The organism is Olsenella sp. kh2p3 (genome assembly GCA_900119625.1).
In the GTDB taxonomy this organism is placed as follows: domain Bacteria; phylum Actinomycetota; class Coriobacteriia; order Coriobacteriales; family Atopobiaceae; genus Tractidigestivibacter.
This window is the reverse complement of record FPKD01000002.1, coordinates 270,016-292,734: the sequence shown is the minus strand read 5'-3', so window position 1 is coordinate 292,734 and position 22,719 is coordinate 270,016. Positions and strand designations below refer to the sequence as shown.

Below are 22,719 nucleotides of genomic sequence, written 5' to 3'. Positions count from 1 at the left end.
ACGTAATGTGCTTGCCAATGTAGCAGACAGGAAGAGCCGAGCCGATCCATTCCGTCAAGGGGCCGACGTGTCTCGGTGGAAGGGCGACTGCCTCTCGGGACCAACAGATCGTAGGTGTCCCTCGAGGCACAATCCTCCAAACTGCCGCTGGCAGTAAATGCCCTCCAATTACATCCTCCATTTTATGAGGCACGTGCTGCCTTTCGGTTCGCATCGGAGGAGGAGTGGGTCATGGCACTAAAACAGAGGGTTGATCTCCATCGTGGTGTCGAGACGGCGTTTGGGAAGGTGATTCCCGAGAAGGAGGCGTATTCCTTCTGCCTCAGAACGATTGCCGCGTTCTCCGCAAACATCTTCCAGGTGATGCGCATCCTCAACGATGACTGGGAGGACCGGACTGCGCGAATCTGCGAAACCGCGAACATGATGAACTGCGCAGCGTGCTCGGGCTCCGAGGGTCAGCTCCAACAGTATCTCAATGCCTTCTACGACGAATGGAACATCCCGGAATTCGTAGACAGGGAGGCGTGGATAGGTGCCATATGGGGAGACTATGGTGATGAGGCAGAGGATATGGCTGGGCGCGTGATTCAATTCACGCGAAACCGTGTCGAGAAGGAGCTCGATTCCTGCCCTTGGGACATTGTCGGCTCCGAGATGTGCAACATGACAACGGCGATGTTTACCGCCAACTTCGACATCGCTGCAGGCGGTGAGCATGGCAAGATCACCAATGACGTCGCGTTGAACATGTGCGAGGCGCGTGGGTGCGGCGACCCCCACTGTCGTGTGGTCGCGGAGCGGCTCGATGCGTTTGGCCTGCATCACCAGGGCTGGCTTGACCACAGGGGCGAGTCCGCAGCTCCCGTTCACGATACGCCGCTGGAGCGTCGCGTGAAGCATGCCCAAGGCCTTCGAAACGGCCAGTATACGCAGACTTTTGGCGAGGAGCACTCCTTCGAGTGGCAGTACAACTGGGTTGCCCAGATGGGCTGGGTCTGGTCTATTTCGTTCCCGCTTATTGCAATCAGGGATATGGAGAAGAACGACGGAGACTTTGACCGCGTGCTTCCGATTGTCTTTTCAACGGCAGGCAAGAACCACTTTGTCGACCCATTTGCACGGGAGGGTCTCCGTGCGTGGCTCGACATCCCCCGCGAGGTGGGCGACAACGACCCGCGTGTCATGGGCGCCTACATTGGGGCCATCATGGGCTGCCAGCTTGTTCCCTTCGAGTGGGAGGCCTTCGACAGCGATGGCGTGACCATCAAGGTCTCAACCGATGACTTTAACGGCCGTTTCCCCATGGCTCCTCTCGACGAGATAACCGCCGGATACGAGGCTGAGTGGAACGGTGCCGTCAAGACGCTTGTCTCGCCCGAGTGGTCCGTCTGGATTGACGGGAAGGACGACGAGTACCAGTTCATCCAGATTGGCCGCAAGATCGATACACACATGGTGTAGGGGAGTGACGAATCATGCTGTTTAAAGACGATGAGGTTGCTCGTGCAGATGCGCTTGCAGTGAGGAAAGACTCCGGTTGGTATCGCTGGACCCACGACACGGTGGACGTAACGGGGGCAGACTCGACCGCCCTGCTCGACAAGCTTCTAGTCAATACCGTTGCTCAGTGCAACGTGGGGCGCGAGAAGTACACCACGATGCTCGACGATAGCGGTGGAATTATCGATGACCTTATGGCAATCCGCCTTGAGGAGAACCACTGGTGGCTCTCTACGCTCTACGGACCTCAGATGGTCCGCTGGCTGGGAGAGCATGCGGAAGGATGCGATGTCGCCTTCTCTGACATCACGCCAGAAATCGACATGTTCTCCGTGCAGGGGCCTCGTTCAGCAGAGGTGATGGACAAGCTGCTGGATGCTCCCGTCGATGAGCTGAAGCGCTTCCAGATTGTCGATGCCAGCATTGGTGGGATTTCGGTTCGCGTGGACAGAGGCGGCTTCACCGGCGAACTCGGCTATGAGATCTATTGCTCTCGCTCTGATTCCGACCAGATTCTCAAGCTCTTGCGTGACGCAGATTCTCGGGAGCTGCAAACGCTCGAGGTTTTCGTGAGGAGCCTACCCATGGAGAAGGGCATGGCCCTTAGGCAGGACTATCACCACCTGACGCCCTTCGAGGCAAACCTTGGATGGTCGGTGCATCTCGACAAGAAGGGTGACTTTGTGGGGCGCGCTGCACTGGAGAAGGCTCAGGAAGTTGGCCCGCGCTATGCGTTCGTCGGCGTTGAGATTGAGCGCGAGAGCTATGAGGACATATGCCAGAACGAGATAGTCCGCAAGCGCGGAATACCAGTCGGAAAGTGCCGCCAGATGATTTACGGCTACACCGTCGATAAGAACATCGGCTACGCAATAGTCGATCCGAAGAGATGTCCCCTGGGGACCAAGGTGACCATTGGGCCAAATGACTCGCCCGCCGTCATCGTTGCTCCCAAGTGGTGCTAGGAGGGATATGCCATGTCTTCCATGAAGGGAAAGGTCGTTGTACTCGTTGGATGCGCTTCGGGGATGGGGGCAGCCACCCTCAAGATGCTTCTTGCCGATGGCGCAACGGTGATTGGATTCGACAACAACAGAGACAACATGGCCGATACGCTCGAGGAGATCTCCGAGGAGCTGCCCGAATTCAAAGGCAATCTTGAAATGGTCTACGGGGACGTAACGAGCTCCGAAGACCGTTCGGGTCTTGTTGCGGCGGCTCGCGAGAAGTACGGGCGAATCGACAGTCTGCTGTATGTCGCCGGGGTCCTCGACCTCATGTGCCCTGCTCACAAGACAGATGATGCACTTTGGCAATATGTCATGGATGTGAACTGCAACGATTGCTTCTACCTTGTTCGAGACTGCCTTCCCATGCTGCTCGATCATGAGGGGCCTGCAGCAAATGTTGTGATAGTCGGTTCGGTGGGCGGACTGTATGGCTCCACTGCGGGGGCGGCATACGTAACCTCAAAGCACGCAGTCCTTGGCCTTGCGCGAAATCTTGCATGGTCGTATCACTGGCGCAACCTTAGGGTGAACGTCGTAAACCCGGGGGCAATACTCTCCGGCATCCTGGGGAACGCTATGGAGAAGTGGCCAGATCGCGACGTCATGGATTCCGAGGGCAACGAGCTGTACAACGTTCGCGGGGGAGTTTCACTGGGTCACGATGCGGACGGCAACACCATGATGGGAACGCCAGAGGACATTGCAAGGGCAATACTGTTCCTTCTCGATGATGACAATGCCTATGTGAATGGTGCCCAGATAACCGTGGACGGTGGCTGGACCACCTTCTAGCCCATGATGCGAAGATAACTGCAAGGGTGGGCCCGCTCTTCTGGGCGGGCCCTTCTCTAGGCAATTGGCTGCCTGGTCGCGAGGATTTTTGATGCGCCGTTAGGTGAGCAACGAGTCTTTCACGGCTTGGCTATCCGTTCTCGGTGGTATCCACGTCTCATCCTGGATTCTTGCGATGGCGACGTGGCCCGGAGCGACACGAGTATCACGTCATTCTCAAACGGTATTCCCATTCGCTCACACCGCAGGTAAGGTTGAGCTAACGAGGGGCAGAGCGCCTGGTCAAATTGAACGGTTTTCTGCACCTCGATTTGTATTGTTTTGACATTGAGAGGTGCGTGGCAGGGCCGTAGCATCTCCTTGCAAGCGACGGGGAGACTGCCTTGGTTCGTTGGTATCTCAGGTGCGTTCACTCGGTAGTATCCATGTTTCATCTTGGATTCTTGCGATGGCGACGTGGCCCGGAGCGGCACAATGGGACGCGGTCAGTTCGTCCCGTGAAACTCGGTAACCGTTGGCGTCGACCAGCGCCATAAAGCGAAAGGAAGTCAGGAGATGGCAAAGTCAGATATCGAGATTGCCCAAGAGGCGAAGATGCTCCCCATTACCGAGGTCGCCAAGAAGGCGGGGTTGGGTCCCGAGCAGCTGGAGCTCTACGGAAACTACAAGGCAAAGGTGGACATCCACGCCTTTTCCAATACGCCCATGAAGGGCAAACTCATTCTGGTCACCGCCATCAACCCCACGCCCGCAGGCGAGGGCAAGACCACCACGTCCGTGGGACTTGAGGACGCCCTCTGCAAGATGGGCAAGAACGCCATGCTCTGCCTGCGCGAACCTTCGCTTGGCCCCGTCTTTGGCATCAAGGGTGGCGCCGCGGGCGGCGGGTACGCCCAGGTTGTCCCCATGGAGGACATCAACCTGCACTTCACCGGTGACTTCCACGCCATTGGCGCGGCCAACAACCTCTGCGCCGCTATGCTGGACAACCACATCAAGCAGGGCAACACCCTTGGCATCGACCCGCGCCGCATCGTTTGGAAGCGCTGCGTCGACATGAACGACCGCCAGCTCAGGAGCATCGTCGACGGCCTGGGAGGCGTTGCCAACGGCATGCCGCGCGAGGACGGTTTCGACATCACCGTGGCCTCCGAGGTCATGGCCTGCTTCTGCCTGGCCACCGACCTCATGGATCTCAAGGCGCGTCTCGGTCGCATGGTCATTGCCTACACCTTTGACCGTAAACCCGTCACGGTCCACGACATTCACGCCGAGGGTGCCATGACGGCGCTGCTCAAGGATGCCATCAAGCCCAACCTTGTGCAGACGCTCGAGAACAACCCCGCCTTTGTGCACGGCGGCCCGTTCGCCAACATCGCGCACGGCTGCAACTCCGTCGAGGCAACAACCACAGCCCTCAAGCTCGCCGACTACGTGGTGACCGAGGCAGGCTTTGGCGCAGACCTTGGCGCCGAGAAGTTCCTTGACATCAAGAGCCGCTACGCCGGCCTGCACCCCGATGCCGTCGTGCTGGTTGCCACCGTCCGTGCGCTCAAGTACAACGGCGGCGTCCCCAAGAACGAGCTCACCGCAGAGAACCTCGACGCCGTCAAGGCAGGTCTTCCCAACCTGCTCCGTCATGTCTCCAACATCAAGGACGTCTTCAAGCTTCCGGTGGTCGTTGCCATCAACGCATTCCCCACGGACACCGCTGCCGAACTCAGGCTCGTCGAGGACGAGTGCAACAAGCTTGGCGTGAACGTTGCCCTCTCCGAGGTCTGGGCAAAGGGCGGCGAGGGTGGCCTGGCGCTTGCCGAGGAGGTCGTGCGCCTCTGCGAGCAGCCCAACGACTTCCAGTTTGCCTACGATCTTGATGACACGATTGCCAACAAGCTCAACGCCATCGCCACCAAGATCTACCACGCCGACGGCGTGGACTACACCACCAAGGCGGCCAAGCAGCTCAAGGAGCTGGAGGAGCAGGGCTTTGGCAAGCTTCCCATCTGCGTTGCCAAGACGCAGTACTCCTTCACCGACGACCAGCACAAGCTCGGTGCCCCCGAGGGCTTCCGCATCACCGTGCGCAACCTCAAGGTCTCCGCAGGCGCAGGGTTTATCGTGGCGCTCACGGGGGACATCATGACGATGCCCGGACTCCCCAAGGTGCCGGCCGCCGAGAAGATCGACGTGACGCCTGACGGCAAGATCGTCGGGCTGTTCTAGGGGCGCCTGGGGCGGCCCCGGAAATCACGCGAAGGTGCTTCGCGCTTTGCGCTCAGAATCCTTCGCTTAGATTTCCGGGGTCGCTACTCGATGCCTCTGGCAGCCCGACGGCGCTTGTTCCCTTGGCGGCACGTCGAGCTCCTCGGTGGGCGCCTTGGGGAGTCGCTTGGGCGCGCTTCTCTCTTTTTCTTTCTTCGGATGGTTCCTTCTTTGGGAGGGTTCATGGATACTGTCGCGGATATGCGGGTGGGGGAGTTCTCGGACGTGCTCTCCTCCAAGGCCCCCGTGCCTGGTGGGGGCGGGGCCTCTGCGGTTGCTGCCGCTGTGGGTGCCTCGCTTGGTCAGATGGTCGCTAGTCTCACGCTTGGCAAGAAGAGGTACGCAGACGTCCAAGGTCGCATCGAGGAGCTGATCCCTCGCTTCGAGGCGGTGCGCGACGAGCTTCTCGTCCTGGCGGACGAGGATGCCAAGGCTTTCGAGCCGCTCTCACGCGCCTATGGGCTTCCCAAGGGAACTGAAGAAGAGCGCGTGCACAAAGCGGAGGTCATGGAGGCGGCATTGCGTGCTGCCTGCGAGCCGCCCCTCAAGATCATGGAGAAGACCTGTGAGGCGATTGACCTGGTAGACGAGGTAAGCCGCATTGGCACCAGGATTGCAATAAGCGATGCCGGTGCTGGTGCCACGCTTCTCTCGGCCGCGCTCAAGGCCGTGAGCCTCAACATCTTCATCAACGCCAAGTCGATGGCCGATCGAGAGTACGCTGAGGACCTCCTATCCCATACGCAGGAGATGCTCGATGAGGGATGCAAGAAGGCGGATGACGCCTATGTGCGAGTTGAGAGGGGAATCCGTTGGCCGAGCAGGTAATGAAGGGCGCACCCGTTGCAAAGGCACTCACAGAACGGCTTGTTCCTCAGGTTGAGTCGCTTGCCGAGAAGGGCGTTCGCCCCACGCTCGCCATCGTGCGCGTGGGGGAGCGCGAGGACGACCTCTCCTACGAGCGCGGTGCCACAAAGCGCGCGGATAAGGTCGGCCTTGGCCTGCGCAAGTTCGTGCTGCCTGCGGACTGCTCCCAGGAGCAGCTCATGCACGTGATCAACGAGGTCAACGAGGACTCGTCGATTCACGGCTGCCTCATGTTTCGCCCGCTTCCCAAGACGCTTGACGAGGCCGCTGCATGCGCTGCACTCGATCCCGCAAAGGACGTGGACTGCATCACGACCGGCTCGCTCTACGGCGTTTTTGCCAGCAGACCGCTTGGCTTTCCGCCGTGCACCGCCGAGGCCGTGGTCGAGCTCCTCGACTACTACAAGGTTCCCCTCGACGGAGCCAAGGTCACCGTCGTGGGCCGTTCGCTTGTCATCGGCAAGCCTGTCTCGATGATGCTGCAGGCGAGAAACGCCACCGTGACCATGTGCCACACGCACACGCGCGACCTTGCTGCGGCTTGCAAGGATGCAGACATCGTGGTTGCGGCGGCGGGTCACATCGGCACGGTGGGGGCAGCATGCGCCGCTCCCCAGCAGGTCGTGATCGACGTTGGCATCAACTGGGACGAGAAGGCCGGCATGCTCGTGGGCGACGTGGACTACGACGCCGTCGAGCCCGTGGTGCGCGCCATCACCCCCGTTCCCGGGGGCGTGGGATCCGTCACCACGGCGGTGCTGGCCAAGCACGTGGTCGAGGCGGCTCAGAGGACGGTGGGCTAGCGATGGACGATCGCGACGACGAGGATTTTGACCTTCCCGAGCAGACGGAAGGCCCCGGTAGGACCTCGGAGCTGCAGTACGGGAAGCTGGACAAGCCGCGCGTGGAGGCGGCCGTAAGGGAGCTTCTCATTGCGATTGGCGAGAACCCCGACAGGCCTGGGCTTGTCGGCACGCCGGATCGCGTGGCTCGTGCCTACGAGGAGATCTTCGGTGGCATGCAGGAGGACCCTGCCGCCTACCTACGCAAGCAATTCCATGAGCCGGGCAATGAGGAGATGGTTGTCGTTCGTGACATCCCCTTTGCCAGCATGTGCGAGCACCACATCCTGCCTTTCATGGGCAAGGCGAGCGTCTGCTACATACCTCGAGACGGTCGGATTACTGGTCTTTCAAAGATTGCCCGCTGCGTCACGGGCTACGCGCATCGTCTCCAGCTCCAGGAGCGGCTTACCAGCCAGATTGCCGACGCCATGGTGCGCGAGCTTGACCCGCTTGGCGTGCTTGTCGTGGTTGAGGCAGAGCACACCTGCATGACCATCCGTGGGATTCGTACTCCTGGGGCCAAGACCGTGACGTCGGCTGTACGTGGCTGTCTCAAGAGCGACATTAAGACGCGCTCAGAGGCATTGAGGCTGCTGGGCCTCTAGACAAGAGGCTTCTCTCGGCATTCCTACAATCATTCGCTTTACTGCGTTGGACCCGGCGTGCCCGGGTCCCTAGGAGGTTGTGTGCAATGGCTGAGCAAAAGAGCGCCGGCTCTCCGGCGGGGAAGGGGCAGGATTGTCTCTCGCCTGTGCAGACGCTTCACAAGGCGGTGGACGTTGGGGTGGGGAAGGCATATATGCCCCGAGGACGGTCGTTTCTTCTTGCCATGATGGCAGGCCTCTTCATTGCCATGGGTGCGGCACTCATGCTGGTGGTGAAGTCCGACTCCAGCCTGGGGTTTGCTTCCTCGCAGATTATGAGCGGCCTCGTCTTCTCAGTTGGGCTCTTCCTTGTGGTCGTTGCCGGCGCCGAGCTCTTCACTGGAAACAACCTTATGGCCATAGGCTGCCTTTCCGGCAAGTACGGAGCGGGGAGGCTTGTGGGTTCATGGCTTACGGTCTATGCAGGCAACCTCTTGGGGTCGCTGCTGCTCGTCCTCATCCTCGCGGGCGCCAACTTCACCGGCCTTAACGGTGGGGCAGTCGGCGTTGCCGCGGCAGGCGTTGCGGCGTCAAAGGCGTCTCTCTCGCCCATGGCGGCCTTCTGCCGGGGCATCATATGCAACGTCTTGGTGTGTTTGGCTGTCTGGATGTCCTTCGCTGGCCATTCGGTTGCCGATAAGTTCCTCGCCTGTGTGATGCCGGTCATGGGTTTTGTTGCGTCAGGCTATGAGCACTGCGTGGCAAACATGTATTTCTTGCCCTATGGGCTTCTCGTCCAGGCCCTTGGCCTGGGAGGGGGTGCCGCTGCCATCTCGCTTGCGGGAGCCTGCTCCAACCTCCTCTGCGTGACGCTTGGCAACCTGGTGGGAGGGGCCGTCATCGTTGGCTGCGGGTACTGGCTTGCGTACCGGAGAGACTTCGTGGCCGATATGAGCGTGAATGGCTAAGCTAGTGTGGCTTTGTTGAGATACCGCGCGGGTAGCCGCGCCGAGAGGGCGAGACACGACATGTACCAGCTTCCGTTCGACGTTCCCCACACAACCTACGACCAGGCGCTGGGGATTCTCCACTCCGCGCTGCGCTTTGGCATCTGTCCCATGCTCGAGAGCGTGGAGGACATGCTCGCAGAGCTTGACAACCCTGACCTTGCCTTCCAGAGCGTGCAGATAGCTGGAACCAACGGCAAGACGTCAACCGCACGCTTTACCGCTGCGATCCTACGCGGGGAGGGGCTGCGCACGGCGCTCTACACCTCGCCCGAGCTCGTGAGCTACACCGAGCGCATGGAGGTTGCGGGCTCTCCCGTCTCCGAGGACGCCTTTGCGCGTGGCATTGTGGCAGCGCAGGAAGCAGGCAGGCGCGTGAATGCCAAGCGCTCCGCGGCATGCGAGAGACCCTACGACATCACCGAGTTCGACCTGCTCACCGTTGCTGCGTGCGTGGTCTTTGCCGAAGCGGGCGTGGACGTGGCCGTGCTCGAGTGCGGCATGGGCGGGCGTTGGGATGCCACATCTGCCGTGAAGTCCATCAAAAGTGTTGCCATTACGGGCATTGGCCTCGATCACATGCGCATCCTTGGTGACACGCTGGAGAAGATCGCCGGCGAGAAGGCCGCCATCATCAAGCGCGGCCGCAGTTGCGTTCTGGGCGTGGGCACAGCCACGCCGGACACGATGGAGGACGTGTTTCTCGACCAGTGCGCATGCGAGGACGTGGTGCCCACGCTCCTGCGGCCCGAGGTGCTTGCCGACGCGGCAGGGGAGATGCATCCCGGCGTGCCCCGCAAGCATGCGGACCTCCCGCACGCCACATATCGCGTGATTGAGAGGCCAAACCGCATTGGCGGCTCGCTTATGGTCGACGTGCGCACCACGCGCGCCTCGTATGCGGAGGTGAGCGCGCTCAAGCCCGTCTACCAGGCGGCGAACATCGCCTGCGCCGTGCAGCTTGCCGAGGACTATCTAGGCCGGCCGCTTGATGCCGAGAAGCTCTTTGGCTCCGTGGTCACCTGCCCCACGCCTGGTCGCTTTGACGTGGTGCGTGCCGAGCCCGTTGCTCTTGTGGACGCCTGCCACAACCCGCAAAGCGTGGCGACCTTCCTCACCGCCGTGCGTGGAGTTGCGTCAAGCGTAGATAAGCGCCCCGCGCTTCTCTGCGCGGTTCTCGCCGACAAGGACGTCGAGGGCATCGTTCGGCTGCTCGCACCGGAGTTCCCACGCGTGTTTTGCACGCAGACCTCCTCGCCACGGGCCCTCTCTGCCGAGGAACTGGCCAAGTTGTTTGAGGCTGCTGGCAATACGCCCGTCGGGACCTTTGACTCGGTGGCGGAGGCGGTTGCCGCTCTTGGCGACGAGTCGTTTGTTGCTTGCGGGTCCATCACTACTGCCGGTGAGGTGACGGGAATTTTCCGTCCGGGTGTCCAAAACCGCGGCGCTACCGTGTACTAGCCCCGTCTACCTCTTGTACCGGCGCACCTACGAAGTGCGTCGTTGGTCGAAGGTGCCAACTACGTTAGAATCGCGGTTTGACACGTTCAATTCCAACGAGAGGACATGCCATGGCATTCAAGAAGATCGTGGTTGCCGGCGGCGGCGTGCTGGGCTCGCAGATTGCGCTGCAGACGGCCTACTGGGGCTACGACGTCACCATCTGGCTGCGCTCCGAGAGTTCCATCGGCCGCTGCCAGCCCAAGCTCGACAAGTTCGAGCAGCAGTACCTCGAGGCCATCGAGGGCATGAAGGGCGCCGAGAGCGCAAATGACCCCGCCTGGTGCGCCGGTCTGGCCGATTTCGACACGTTCGACGCTGACGAGTGCGCCGCCCGCGCACGCAAGGCGCACGACGGCATGAAGCTCGAACTCGACCTTGCCAAGGCCGTTGCCGACGCCGACCTCGTGATCGAGTCGATGGCCGAGGTGGCGGATCAGAAAGCGGACTTCTTCAAGAAGGTCGCGCCTCTCATGCCCGAGAAGACCATCATTGTCACCAACTCCTCGTCGCTTCTGCCTTCGCAGTTCACCAAGGACACGGGGCGCCCCGACCGCTACCTGGCGCTGCACTTTGCCAACTCTATCTGGAAGCACAACGTGACCGAGGTCATGGTGCAGAGCGAGACGAGCGATGCCTCGTTCCAGGCGGTGCTCGAGTTTGCCCGTGGCATCCACATGCAGCCGCTGCCGGTAAAGAAGGAGAAGGCAGGTTACCTTCTCAACTCCCAGCTTGTGCCCTGGATGCTCTCCGGTCTTGACCTTCTCGCCAACGGCATCTCAGACCCCGAGAGCATCGACAAGGCATGGACATCTGGCACTGGCGCGCCCAAGGGCCCGTTCCAGGTGTTCGACACCGTGGGTCTCACTACGGCCATGAACATCGTCGACCAGTACCAGAAGGTGCCCGGCATCGTGACCCCGCTCCTTAGGAAGATGATGCTGCCCTACAACTTCAAGGGCATGAAGGCCGTGCTGCAGAAGTACATCGACGAGGGCAAGCTTGGCATGGCAGCCGGCGAGGGCTTCTACAAGTACGACGAGAACGGCGACATTATCAGGTAGCTTACGACGCGCCCCAACAACATATGGGAGTGTTGTTGAGGGCGCGTCCGCATTGTGTGGAGAATCGCGCATTGCGTGTGACTCAATGGTGCTTGATGCCGAGGTTGCAGGCATTCTCTTCCACATCTGATACAATCGTCAATCGCGTTTCTCGGTCGCGCGTCATTGGCCGCAAGACGGTCGGACGCCGCGTACACATGTGCCAACAAGAGGAGTCCAGGGAATGCAAGACCTTATCGACCAAATTCTCACACCCGAGGTCAGGATGGTCCTGTACCTCATGGTTGTGTGCGTCGTCATGCTCTACGTCCTCTCCATCGTCTACGTCATTCGCGACGCCCAGCGTCGCGGCGCAGAGCCCTGGTGGATGTGGGCGATCATCTCGGTTATCCCCATCGTGGGACTTCTCGCATATGTCATCCTGCGTCCCAGCTCCTACCTCATTGACCGCGAGGAGCAGGACCTCGATATTGCCCTGCGTGAGCACCAGCTTTCGCACTACGGCATCTGCCCCAAGTGCGGCGCTCCCATCGACCGCGACTTTGTGGTGTGCCCCATCTGCAACACGCAGGTGAGGAACGTGTGCCCCACGTGCCACCGTCCGCTCAACGCCGACTGGAAGGTGTGCCCGTACTGTCGCACGCGCATCCAGTAGGTTAGTGCACATTGCTTTGAGAAGGGCCCCGCCTCGGTGGGGTCCTTTTTTATTGCCGCTGGCGCCCGGGTGGCGCCTTCTCGCGGCAGGTGGGAACGAAACTCTCGCTCGGGCGTCAAAACGGCGCCCGAGCGAGCATCTCGTACGAAATCCCGTCTGAAACCCCTGCTCGGGCGTCAATTTCTCGCCGGAAGCGCAATACTCGTCGAGAGGAATGACCAACAAGCTGCTTTCTCGACCATGGCAGGAGGGTCGTCGAGGGACAGCGGGCCATGCAGACGGCCGGCGACGTTCTTCTCGGCTGGGCTCGATCGGCAGACGAGAAAGGCGTCATGCGTGACTACTACGTGCGCCAACTGTGGGACGCCAAGGGGTCGGTCGACCTGGAGCGCATGGATGCCTACGAGCTCTCACGCTTTGGTTCACTGTGCGCTTGGACCCTCGCGCACGCACACGCCCGCACGGGTGACCGCCACGCCATTGCCGGCTACCTGGGGAAAGGCGCGGGCATCGACAACGCGCTCTGCGAGTTCGCGCAGGCCTACGCAGACCAGAATGAGGTCGATTACCAGCTGTTCCTCAAGACCTTCGACGGCGCGCGATAGGGGAGAGGATCGCCGTGCCCGTATTGGCTCTGTAAAGCTGGCCCGCCATAATGCTGCCTCGCGAAGCCAAGCAGCTCCCTCCCCGAATATACGTATTTGTCCAAGTCTAATCCCTCTACTCTGTGCCTAGAGCCGTAATGTGCGCCGACGAAAGCTGGCGCGGCAGCGAAGGGAGAGGGGCATGTACGACAAGCTTTTCGAACCTGGCCGTATTGGATCGGTCGAGCTCAGGAACCGTCTGGTCATGGAGCCCATGGGGGTAGGGCTTGCCAATCTTGACGGGACACCCACTGAAGAGATGATCCGTTATTACGAGCTGCGCGCCGCAGGTGGTGCCGGCCTAGTGATACCGGAGATCTGCCGGATTGACGACGAGACGGGCGTCGGTGAGCTGCGCCAGATTTCCGTCACACGCGACCGCAATGTTCCGCAACTCGCGCGTCTTGTTGAGGCAATTCACCGCCATGGTTCCAAGACATTCCTGCAGCTGCATCACCCAGGCAGGGAGACACCCAATGTCCTTCTCGGCGGAAAGCCGGTTGTCTCGGCGTCTGCGATTCCTTGCAAGAAGACGCAGGCGGAGACCCGCGCGCTCTCTACGGAAGAGGTCCAGCATATAGTCCAGGAGTTTATCGAAGGCGCAGTTCGTGCCGAGCGCGCGGGCTTCGATGGTGTCGAGCTGCACTGCGCGCATGGCTACCTGCTGCAGCAGTTCCTCTCTCCCTACACCAACAAGCGAACAGACCAGTATGGTGGCAGCTTTGAGAACCGCCTGCGCATCGTCACCGAGATCATCGCAGGCATTCGCGAGCGCTGTTCCGCAGGCTTTGCGCTTGGCTGCCGCGTCTCCGTCGAGGAATTCCTCGACAAGACCGGGGTTACCGAGGACTACATCCACACTGCAGACGGCGTCAAGATCTGCATGGCGTTCGAAAAGGCAGGCGTCGACTTCATAGACGTGTCCGTTGGCCTCTACGAGACCGGCATTACGTGCGTGGAGCCAGTAAGTTATCCCGAGGGATGGCGCCATGACATCATCCGAGCGGTGAAAGAGCACGTCAGCGTTCCCGTGATTGCGGTCTCCGCATATCGTGGCCCCGACGTTCCCGAGGCATTCCTCGAGGAAGGAACTATCGACTTCGCCGGTCTTGGCCGCGCGTGGCTCGCCGATCCCGAGTGGGGCAATAAGGTTCAACAGGGCCGAGTTCCCGAACTTCGCAAGTGCATCAGCTGTCTGCGCTGCTTCGAGTCCCTGGAACAGAACGCCGAGAAATGCATGCCCCTTGAGTGCGCCGTCAATCCGGAGTGCGCGCATGAGCTGCGCTATGGTGAGCTGCCAATCGACGTTGACCATCATCACGTTGTTGTGATTGGTGGCGGCCCCGGTGGCTGCCAGGCGGCGGAGACCGCGGCGCGACGCGGCTGCAAGGTGACGCTGCTTGAAAAGGGCGATCGCCTTGGCGGCCAGGTTCTTCTCGCCGAGCGCCCGCCACGCAAGGAGAAGATGGACTTTGTCCCGCAGTACTACGAGACAATGCTTCCCAAGCTGGGCGTGGACGTGCGCCTTGGCGTGGAGGCTACGGTGGAATCAGTGATGGCATTTGGCCCAGACGCAGTCATCTGCGCCACGGGTGGAGATCCCCTTGTCCCTGGGTCGATTCCAGGGATTGGTGGCAAGAACGTGATATGCGTGCCCGATGCCCTGTCACGCGAGAGCTATGAGGGCAAGCGCGTAGTGGTTGTGGGTGCCGGTATGACGGGCCTTGAGACCGCCGAGTACATTGCTGATAAGGGTGCGGCTTCCGTTACGGTCGTCGATATGGTGGCCACGCCGGCTCCGGGTACAAACCAGACCAACCTCGTTGACCTGATGGGACGCCTGCGCGCACAGCAGGTTGAGCTCAAGCTGGGCGAGAAGCTCGTTGAGGTTGGGTCCGATGGCATTGCTGTCGAGAGCGTTGCCGATGGAGGGCGCTCCAAGGTCGAGGCGGACCTTGTGGTGCTTTCGCTGGGGAACCGGCCTGCAAAGGAGCTTGCCGAGGGTCTGCGTAAGCGCGGCGTCGGTGTTTGCCTTGTTGGTTCCGCTGTGCGCGACGGGAACATCGCGCCTGCTACACGTGGTGGTTACGAGGCTGCCCGCGGTCTATTCTCGGCGCGCGCCGCTCGCTCGAGCTTTTGCATGGACTCCGCAGACCTCCAAAAGTTTGGCGCACCGTCCGTAATGTCTGACCAGCGTGGCTTGTATCTCGCCTACACCACCGACCCTTCTGCCATCGAGCGCATCCTGCCTGCACCGCTCAAGCCCTTCTCAATGCCCGTGGTGACGCTCTCCGTGAATCACATCCTGCGGCCGTCGTTTACCGATGACTACTACGAGGCAATTCTCGGCGTGTACTGCTACCTTGGCGACCAGCTTGGACAGTACACGATGTCGCTGCTCTTGGGCGGCAACGGTGCCGAGATGGCAACGCAGCTTGGGCGTGACAACGGATCCATGCCCAAGAAGCTTGGCGCCCAGTTCTCGATTCGCAAGGAAGGCTCGGCGCTCTGCGTTGACCTTGCGCGCCGCGGTTACCGGCTGGTACACGTGGAGGCAGACCTTGGCGAGTACAACAGCCCCCTCTGCCATCTGATTTTCCAGTCCCCGGCTGCCGGAAAGACCACCAAGGGTTGTGGGTTCTACTACCACTTCGACCGTCCGGCACTCCCGCAGGGCGGAGCGCAGCTGACCGGCGGTGCCATCAACGCGGCGCTCGTTCAGTATGACTATCACAAGTGGGAGCCTGGCTACGTTACCAGCATCAAGATGGAGTCGAGTCCCGATGACCCATGGGGAGAGCTTCCCGTGCTCTCTGTGCTCGGCTGCGCTTACTCCGAGCTTGACCTGACGGTTCTAGGCGAGAAGAAGCTGGCAGACGTCGATGCGGGTGAGTTCTTCCCCTACGTCTTTGCCGGCTGGTACGACCGTACCACCCTTGGTGAAGTTAGTCGCGTCTAGCTTTTGTGCTGCATTTTGGCGTTGGTTGCGCTGCGGCGCCCGTCTTCTGAAAGGGAAGGCGGGCGCCATGCATGTGGGCTTACACCCACACCTTCCTTTGTGCATGTGGTATTTCTTCCCTGTGGCAACGCCTCTCTGGTGTAAAGTGTCAACTGTCTGCGTAACCGCAGGCAGCGTAGGTGACTCTGCTCGCAATCGAGCGGCGGCGTCGCGTGCGCCCGCAGAAGTGCCAGTGAATGCGCGGGGGAGTCATTAGGGTATGCGCCACACGAGCGACGTGCACATGTTCCGTCAGGCCACGGATGCTTGCTGCATCCACGCATTTCTCGCCACGCGTGTAACGACTACGGTGACTATCTAGGCGGCTGTCCCTCACCTGGCCTCGTGCCATGTGACAGTCGCCGTTATGCGCCGCGGTGCCGGGTTTGGCCCGCAACGTCACCTTGCAGTCAGAATTTGGGGAGCTACCCCAAGGAAGAGGTTTCTCATGAAGGTTCTCTACAACGACGGTCACGTGGACGAGTGCCCCGAGGACCAGGAGCTGCACGTCGTGCGCCACTCCGCGGCGCACATCATGGCCCAGGCCATCAAGCGCCTGTACCCCGAGGCGGACTTCGCCTTTGGCCCCGCAACCGAGAACGGCTTCTACTACGACATCGACCTGCCCGAGGGCACCAAGATCTCCGAGGAGGACTTCCCCAAGATTGAGGCTGAGATGGCCAAGATCTGCAAGGAGAACCTCAAGTTTGAGACCTACGAGCTGCCCCGCGCCGAGGCCATTGCCCACATGCAGGAGCGTGGCGAGAAGTACAAGGTAGAGCACATCGGCGACCTTCCCGAGGATGCCCGCATCACCTTCTACAAGCAGGGCGAGTACGTCGACATGTGCGTTGGCCCCCACATCCTCTACACCAAGGCGCTCAAGGCCTTCAAGCTCACCGGTGTCTCTGGCGCGTACTGGAAGGGCGACAAGGACAACAAGATGCTCACCCGCATCAATGGCGTCGCCTTCCGCAGCAAGGACGAGCTTGCCCAGTGGGAGCACATGCGCGAGGAGGCGGAGAAGCGCGACCACAGGAAGATCGGCCAGGAGATGGAGATCTTCATGATGAACGAGGCCGGCCCCGGTTTCCCGTTCTGGCTGCCCAACGGCATGCGCATCCGCAACTCCCTCATGCAGTACTGGCAGGAGATGCAGGACAAGTACGGCTACGACCAGGTCCAGACGCCGATCATTCTGTCCCGCAGCCTGTGGGAGACCTCGGGCCACTGGGACCACTACAAAGAGAACATGTACACCACCAAGATCGACGACGAGGACTACGCGATCAAGCCGATGAACTGCCCGGGCGCCTGCCTCATCTACAAGAGCAAGCCGCGCAGCTACCGTGACCTGCCCCTGAAGCTTGCCGAGGCCGGCATCGACCACCGCCACGAGCTCAAGGGCGCCCTGCACGGCCTGTTCCGCGTCCGCGAGTTCCAGCAGGACGACGCGCACCTCTTCATTCGTCCGGATCAGATTACCGAGCAGGTCACGGACGTCGCGCACCTCATCACTGCCTACTACGCGCAGTTTGGCTTCCCGTATCGCGTCGAGCTTTCTACACGTCCCGAGAACTCCATGGGTTCTGACGAGGACTGGGAGCGCGCCGAGCAGGGCCTGAAGGACGCCCTTGAGGCCATGCACGTCGACTACAAGCTCAACCCCGGCGACGGTGCCTTCTACGGCCCCAAGATCGACTTCCACCTGCAGGACTGCCTTGGGCGCGAGTGGCAGTGCGGCACCATCCAGCTCGACTTCCAGCTCCCGCACAACTTCCAGCTCGAGTACACCGACAAGGACGGCTCCAAGAAGCAGCCCATCATGATTCACCGCGCGGGCTTTGGCTCGTTCGAGCGCTTCATCGGCATGCTCATCGAGCAGTACGCGGGCAAGTTCCCCACGTGGCTCTCGCCCTGCCAGGTCAAGGTGCTTCCCGTCTCGGAGAAGACCCGCGACTATGCCGATGAGGTTGCGCAGAAGCTTCGCGACGCCGGCGTGCGCGTGAAGGTTGACGAGCGTGACGAGAAGATCGGCTACAAGATCCGCGAGGCCCGCTCTATCGATCGCGTGCCCTACATGCTGATTCTTGGCGAGAAGGAGGCCGAGGCCGGCAACATCTCTGTGCGTGATCGTTCGAACGAGACCGTCCAGCGCGACCTCGACGAGTTCATCGCCGACGTCACCAAGGAGATTCGCGAGCGTCGATGAGACAAAGGGACAGTCCCTTTGTCTCATGTGTGCGGCGGGGCGGCCTCGGCTGGCTGTCCCGCCGCTTTCTTGTTGGGAGTAGTTATGGCCAAGCGAGGCAGCGTTCTGCGGGTTGTGTCCAAGGATGAGCTTGAGGGGGCCCTGGCCAAGGGCTTCTCAGCGCCCATCGAGCCGCTGGTAGGCGTGCCCGTAGCATGTGCGGACGTACGGGGCCTTGCTGCCGCTGCACACGAGCAGGGCATGGCTGTAGCCTGTGACCTCTCGCTTGTAGGAGCGGCTTGCGCTGCCGTGAGGCTTGGTGCAGACGTTGCCTTTGCGCCTGCTGCTGATGAGGGCGAAATGCTGGTATGGGTAGCGAGAGGTGAGCAGGGCATTGCGGATGCGGCACGCGGGCTCCTCTCGGCGGGTCGCGAGGCCGGAGACCCAGAGTTGGAGCTGCTCGAGCAGCGCACCCGCATGTGGCGTGCGTCTTCCGATGCGGCACAGGTGGTGGCGAGCTACCTCGTATGCCATCCGCGCGTCGAGCGCGTCGCGTACCCAGGGCTGCGCTCGGACCCCTCGTATGAGATTGCTTCTCGCACACTTGAGAACGGTTTTGGCCCGCTGGTCGACGTGCGGCTGGTGGGGGAGGGCTCGTGGCGCCGCATCACCTGCACCCCAGATGACCCCATGGCGCAAGTGGCCCGGCTGGAGCAGCGGCTTCGCGAGCGCCTGTCGTAAGCGCTTCTAGCTGCAGGAATGCTACTTTCGGCGAGAATTTGGTGCCCGAAAGGGCGTTTTGGAAGCAACCCCGCACGAAGCCGCTGCTCCGGCGTCGTTTTGGCGCCCGAGGGCTCGTTTGCGCAGCAACCTCGCACAAAGTCGCCACTCCGGCGCCAATTTCTCGCCGCAAGGCAATCTTTCTCAGCTCCAGTGCCGGATTTCCCGTGCCCCAAACACACGTTTAGAAACATGCCGATAAACGAAGCGTTCTTCTATATGCACAATTGACCGTAAGCGGTATGATTATGCCGTCGAATGGCACCAGGGTAGTTTCCTGGCGTCTCCGGCAGCCCACGCGGGCAACCATGTCCCCTGGGCGCTGCGCTTCACCGGTACTGCCTCGCTCTCTTGTTCGGTCTGCTGTTAAGTTCGGCTGGCCCTCAAGGTCTGCCGACCGGGGATATGGAGGTAACATGGCACAGAATGCTTCGGTCATCGATAGCGTGGAGACGCTGGAGGCGCATCTGAAGACGATGCGCGAAGCCCAGGCGGAGTTCGCAAAGTTCACGCAGGAGCAGGTGGACAAGATCTTTTATGCTGCCGCCATTGCAGCGAACAAGGCCCGCATTCCTCTCGCCCAGATGGCCTACGAGGAGACCGGCTACGGCGTGATGGAGGACAAGGTCGTCAAGAACCACTACGCCGCCGAGTTTGTCTACAACAAGTACAAGGACACCAAGACCTGCGGCGTCATCGAGGACGACCGTGCCTTTGGCATGAAGAAGATTGCCGAGCCCCTCGGTGTCGTGGCTGCTGTCATCCCCACCACCAACCCCACGTCGACGGCCATCTTCAAGACGCTCATCTGCCTCAAGACGAGGAACGCCATCATCATCTCCCCGCACCCGCGTGCCAAGAAGTGCACGGCGGAGGCCGCACGCGTCGTCCGTGACGCCGCCGAGGCCGCGGGCTGCCCCAAGGGCATCATCGACTGGATCGACACACCCTCCATCGAGCTTACCAACACGCTCATGCAGGAGGCCGACATCATCCTCGCGACGGGCGGCCCCGGCATGGTCAACGCCGCATACAGCTCCGGCACCCCTGCCCTGGGCGTTGGCCCGGGCAACAACCCCGCCATCATCGACGACACCGCAGACGTCATCGAGGCCGTCAACTCCATCATGCATTCCAAGACCTTCGACAACGGCATGATCTGTGCTACCGAGCAGAACGTAATCGTTCTCGACGGCGTGTATGACGCGGTCAAGGCTGAGTTCCAGAAGCGCGGCGCCTACTTCCTCAACGACGAGGAGGCCGACAAGGTCGGCAACACCGTTATCGTGAACGGTGGCGTCAACGCCAAGATGGTTGGCCAGCCTGCCACCAGAATCGCGGAGGCTGCAGGCATCGAGGTTCCCGCCTGGACCAAGATCCTCATTGGCGAGACCGAGTCCGTCGAGCCCTCCAACCCCTGGGCGCACGAGAAGCTGACCACCATCCTCGGTATGTACCGCGCTACGGACTTCGATGATGCCCTCGCCAAGGCGTCCCGTCTCATCGCTGACGGCGGCTACGGCCACACCTCCTCGCTCTTCATCGACACCCGTGAGACCGAGAAGGTCGACAAGCACTCCGAGGCCATGAAGACCTGCCGTATCCTGATCAACACCCCGGCCTCTCTCGGCGGCATTGGCGACATCTACAACTTCGAGCTTGCTCCGTCGCTTACGCTCGGCTGCGGCTCCTGGGGCGGCAATTCCTTCTCCGGCAACCTCGACATCCACCAGCTGCTCAACATCAAGTCGGTCGCAGAGAGGCGCGAGAACATGCTTTGGTTCAGGACTCCCGAGAAGGTCTACTTCAAGAAGGGCTGCATGCCCGTCGCTCTCCGCGAGCTCAAGGAGGTCTACGGCTGCAAGCGCGCCTTCATCGTCACGGACTCCTTCCTCTACACCTCCGGCTTCACCAAGAAGATTGAGGGCCCGCTGGACGAGATGGGCATCACCCACTCCAGCTTCTGGTCCATCTCGCCTGACCCCAAGCTCCAGGATGCCGAGAAGGGCGAGGAGCTTCTCCGCGCCTTCAACCCCGACGTGATCATTGCCATCGGCGGTGGCTCCGCAATGGACGCCGGCAAGATCATGTGGACCATGTACGAGCACCCGGAGGAGAAGTTCGACGACATGGCCGTCGACTTCATGGACATCCGCAAGCGCGTCTACCGCTTCAAGCCCATGGGCCAGAAGGCAAAGTTCGTCGCCATCCCCACGTCCTCGGGTACCGGCTCTGAGGTCACCCCCTTCGCCATCATCACGGACGCGAACACCGGCATCAAGTGGCCCATCACGGACTACGAGCTCATGCCCACCATGTCCATCGTGGACACCGACAACATGATGACGCAGCCCAAGGGCCTCACCTCCGCCTCCGGCATCGACGTCCTCACCCACGCGATGGAGGCCTACGTCTCGATCATGGCATCCGACTACACGGACGCCATCGCCCTCAAGGCCGCGAAGCTCGTCTTTGACTGGCTGCCCACGGCCTACTCCGAGCCCACGAACGTCGAGGCCCGCGACCACATGGCCAACGCCTCCTGCCTCGCCGGCATGGCGTTCGCCAACGCCTTCCTCGGCCTCAACCACTCCATGGCCCACAAGCTGGGTGCCTATCACCACATCCCGCACGGCTGGGCCAACGCCGTCATCCTTACTCGCGTGGCGCGCTACAACGCCGCCGAGCGCCCGACCCGCATGGGCACGTTCTCCCAGTACGAGTATCCCCACGCAAAGGCCCGCTATGCCGAGATGGGCCGCTTCTGCGGCTTTGGCACTGCCGCCGATTCCGACGACGTGGTGTTCGAGCGCTTCATGGACGGCATCGAGAAGCTCAAGGACTTCATCGGCGTCAAGAAGACCATCGCCGAGTACGGCGTGGACGAGAAGTACTTCCTCGACACCCTGGACGAGATGAGCCTCAACGCCTTCAACGACCAGTGCACCGGCGCCAACCCCCGTTACCCGCTCGTGGCCGAGATCAGGAGCCTGTACCTGGACGCCTACTACGGCCGTCCCGCCACGTCCTACGAGGACGAGGGCCTGGAAATCCGCGAGATCGAGAAGACCGACCACGCCGGTCAGGCGGAGTCCGCAGAAGAGTAACGTCCAGAGGTCACGCTTGATAGGAGGAAGCATGAAGCTTTCCGATGATAAGGTCGAGATTGTCCGCAGGCACAACAAGGTCGTCTATCACGACGGAGACCGCACGGTGAAGGTCTTCGTCCCCACGAAGCCCGCCGTCGACGTATTCCGCGAGGCCCTGAACCTTGCCCGCATGGAGCAGGCTGAGGGGCTCAACACGCCGCAGGTGCTCGAGGTCTCGCAGGTCGAGGATGGCTCCTGGGCGCTCGCGATGAAGTACGTCCCCGGCAAGACCCTCCACGAGATGATGGACGAGGCCAAGGGCACGCCCAAGTTCGACGAGCTCCTCAAGTTCTTCGTGGACCTGCAGATCAAGGTTCAGAACACTCCCGCGCCCAAGGCTCTCACGGCGCAGGGTGACAAGCTCGTCCGCATGATCTCCCGCGTCAAGGGTATGGACCCCTCCGCACGCTATGACCTTCAGATGCGTGCGGACCGCATGAAGCGCGGCACGGCGATCTGCCACGGGGACTTCAACCCCACGAATATCGTGGTCGGGGAGGGCGAGCCGTTCATCTGCGACTGGACCCATGTTACGGTGGGCCTGCCCGAGGCGGACGCAGCCATGACCTACATGCTGCTCAAGCTTGAGTTCCCCGAGGCTGCCGACAAATACCTCGACGTCTACTCCAAGTCTGCCGATGTCCCCAAGCAGAAGATCATGTACTGGCTGCCCGTCGTTGCCGCCGCAGAGCTCTCCCGCGGCCGCAAGGGCAATGAGGAGTTCCTCAAGGGCTGGATCGACATGGCCAGCGACTACGAGTAGGCCCTTTGACCTTCTCGCCATTCCGTTTGACCGAGGCACCCGGTGCAAGCCGGGTGCCTCTTTCTGTGCAGGAGAGGCCTGTTTCGTCTAAACTTGTTTGGTTAC

16 protein-coding genes and 1 pseudogene are annotated in these 22,719 nt (G+C 61.2%); all 17 read left to right on the top strand.

Translation table 11 applies throughout. The annotated features are described in order from the left end of the window. Positions 1-231: 231 nt before the first annotated feature. The gene (locus BT122_RS04715) at positions 232-1,464 is read left to right on the top strand and encodes a hypothetical protein (protein ID WP_059054635.1); all 1,233 of its coding nucleotides are present in this window, start codon (positions 232-234) and stop codon (positions 1,462-1,464) included. A 14-nt stretch (positions 1,465-1,478) separates the two neighbouring features. Beyond that, a complete protein-coding gene (locus BT122_RS04710) occupies positions 1,479-2,468 on the top strand; it encodes an aminomethyl transferase family protein (protein WP_072354802.1) in 990 nt (329 codons plus the stop codon). 12 nt (positions 2,469-2,480) lie between these two features. Next, the gene (locus tag BT122_RS04705) at positions 2,481-3,305 is read left to right on the top strand and encodes an SDR family NAD(P)-dependent oxidoreductase (protein WP_059054631.1); all 825 of its coding nucleotides are present in this window, start codon (positions 2,481-2,483) and stop codon (positions 3,303-3,305) included. Positions 3,306-3,860: 555 nt separating this feature from the next. Beyond that, complete coding sequence (locus BT122_RS04700) at positions 3,861-5,528, top strand: formate--tetrahydrofolate ligase (RefSeq protein ID WP_072354801.1); 1,668 nt, start codon at positions 3,861-3,863, stop codon at positions 5,526-5,528. A 222-nt stretch (positions 5,529-5,750) separates the two neighbouring features. Then, positions 5,751-6,395 (top strand): cyclodeaminase/cyclohydrolase family protein, encoded by a 645-nt coding sequence (locus BT122_RS04695; RefSeq protein ID WP_143189974.1) that lies wholly within the window; start codon positions 5,751-5,753, stop codon positions 6,393-6,395. After that, positions 6,395-7,237, top strand: coding sequence for a bifunctional 5,10-methylenetetrahydrofolate dehydrogenase/5,10-methenyltetrahydrofolate cyclohydrolase (locus BT122_RS04690; RefSeq protein WP_072354889.1), 843 nt, complete (start codon positions 6,395-6,397; stop codon positions 7,235-7,237). The genes BT122_RS04695 and BT122_RS04690 overlap by 1 nt, the downstream gene beginning before the upstream one ends. 2 nt (positions 7,238-7,239) lie before the next feature. Further along, a complete protein-coding gene (folE, locus tag BT122_RS04685; RefSeq protein ID WP_083432306.1) occupies positions 7,240-7,884 on the top strand; it encodes a GTP cyclohydrolase I FolE in 645 nt (214 codons plus the stop codon). Positions 7,885-7,970: 86 nt separating this feature from the next. Beyond that, positions 7,971-8,831 (top strand): formate/nitrite transporter family protein, encoded by an 861-nt coding sequence (locus tag BT122_RS04680; protein WP_072354800.1) that lies wholly within the window; start codon positions 7,971-7,973, stop codon positions 8,829-8,831. 60 nt (positions 8,832-8,891) lie between these two features. After that, positions 8,892-10,331, top strand: a complete 1,440-nt coding sequence (locus BT122_RS04675; RefSeq protein WP_072354799.1) for a bifunctional folylpolyglutamate synthase/dihydrofolate synthase — start codon at positions 8,892-8,894, stop codon at positions 10,329-10,331. Between the two features lie 110 nt (positions 10,332-10,441). Further along, positions 10,442-11,434 (top strand): 3-hydroxyacyl-CoA dehydrogenase, encoded by a 993-nt coding sequence (locus BT122_RS04670; RefSeq protein ID WP_072354798.1) that lies wholly within the window; start codon positions 10,442-10,444, stop codon positions 11,432-11,434. 223 nt (positions 11,435-11,657) lie between these two features. Next, the gene (locus BT122_RS04665; protein ID WP_072354797.1) at positions 11,658-12,089 is read left to right on the top strand and encodes a zinc ribbon domain-containing protein; all 432 of its coding nucleotides are present in this window, start codon (positions 11,658-11,660) and stop codon (positions 12,087-12,089) included. Between the two features lie 245 nt (positions 12,090-12,334). After that, a pseudogene (locus BT122_RS04660) lies at positions 12,335-12,694 on the top strand (DUF2252 family protein); the annotation flags it as partial. A 181-nt stretch (positions 12,695-12,875) separates the two neighbouring features. Then, positions 12,876-15,692, top strand: coding sequence for an oxidoreductase (locus BT122_RS04655; RefSeq protein WP_072354795.1), 2,817 nt, complete (start codon positions 12,876-12,878; stop codon positions 15,690-15,692). Positions 15,693-16,179: 487 nt separating this feature from the next. Next, positions 16,180-17,943, top strand: coding sequence for a threonine--tRNA ligase (gene thrS / locus BT122_RS04650; protein WP_072354794.1), 1,764 nt, complete (start codon positions 16,180-16,182; stop codon positions 17,941-17,943). 84 nt (positions 17,944-18,027) lie between these two features. Next, the gene (locus tag BT122_RS04645; protein ID WP_072354793.1) at positions 18,028-18,663 is read left to right on the top strand and encodes a PLP-dependent transferase; all 636 of its coding nucleotides are present in this window, start codon (positions 18,028-18,030) and stop codon (positions 18,661-18,663) included. A 455-nt stretch (positions 18,664-19,118) separates the two neighbouring features. Further along, positions 19,119-21,809, top strand: a complete 2,691-nt coding sequence (gene adhE / locus BT122_RS04640; RefSeq protein ID WP_083432305.1) for a bifunctional acetaldehyde-CoA/alcohol dehydrogenase — start codon at positions 19,119-19,121, stop codon at positions 21,807-21,809. 31 nt (positions 21,810-21,840) lie between these two features. Next, positions 21,841-22,614: an aminoglycoside phosphotransferase family protein gene (locus BT122_RS04635; protein WP_072354792.1), complete on the top strand. Its 774-nt coding sequence runs from the start codon at positions 21,841-21,843 to the stop codon at positions 22,612-22,614. Positions 22,615-22,719: the final 105 nt, after the last annotated feature.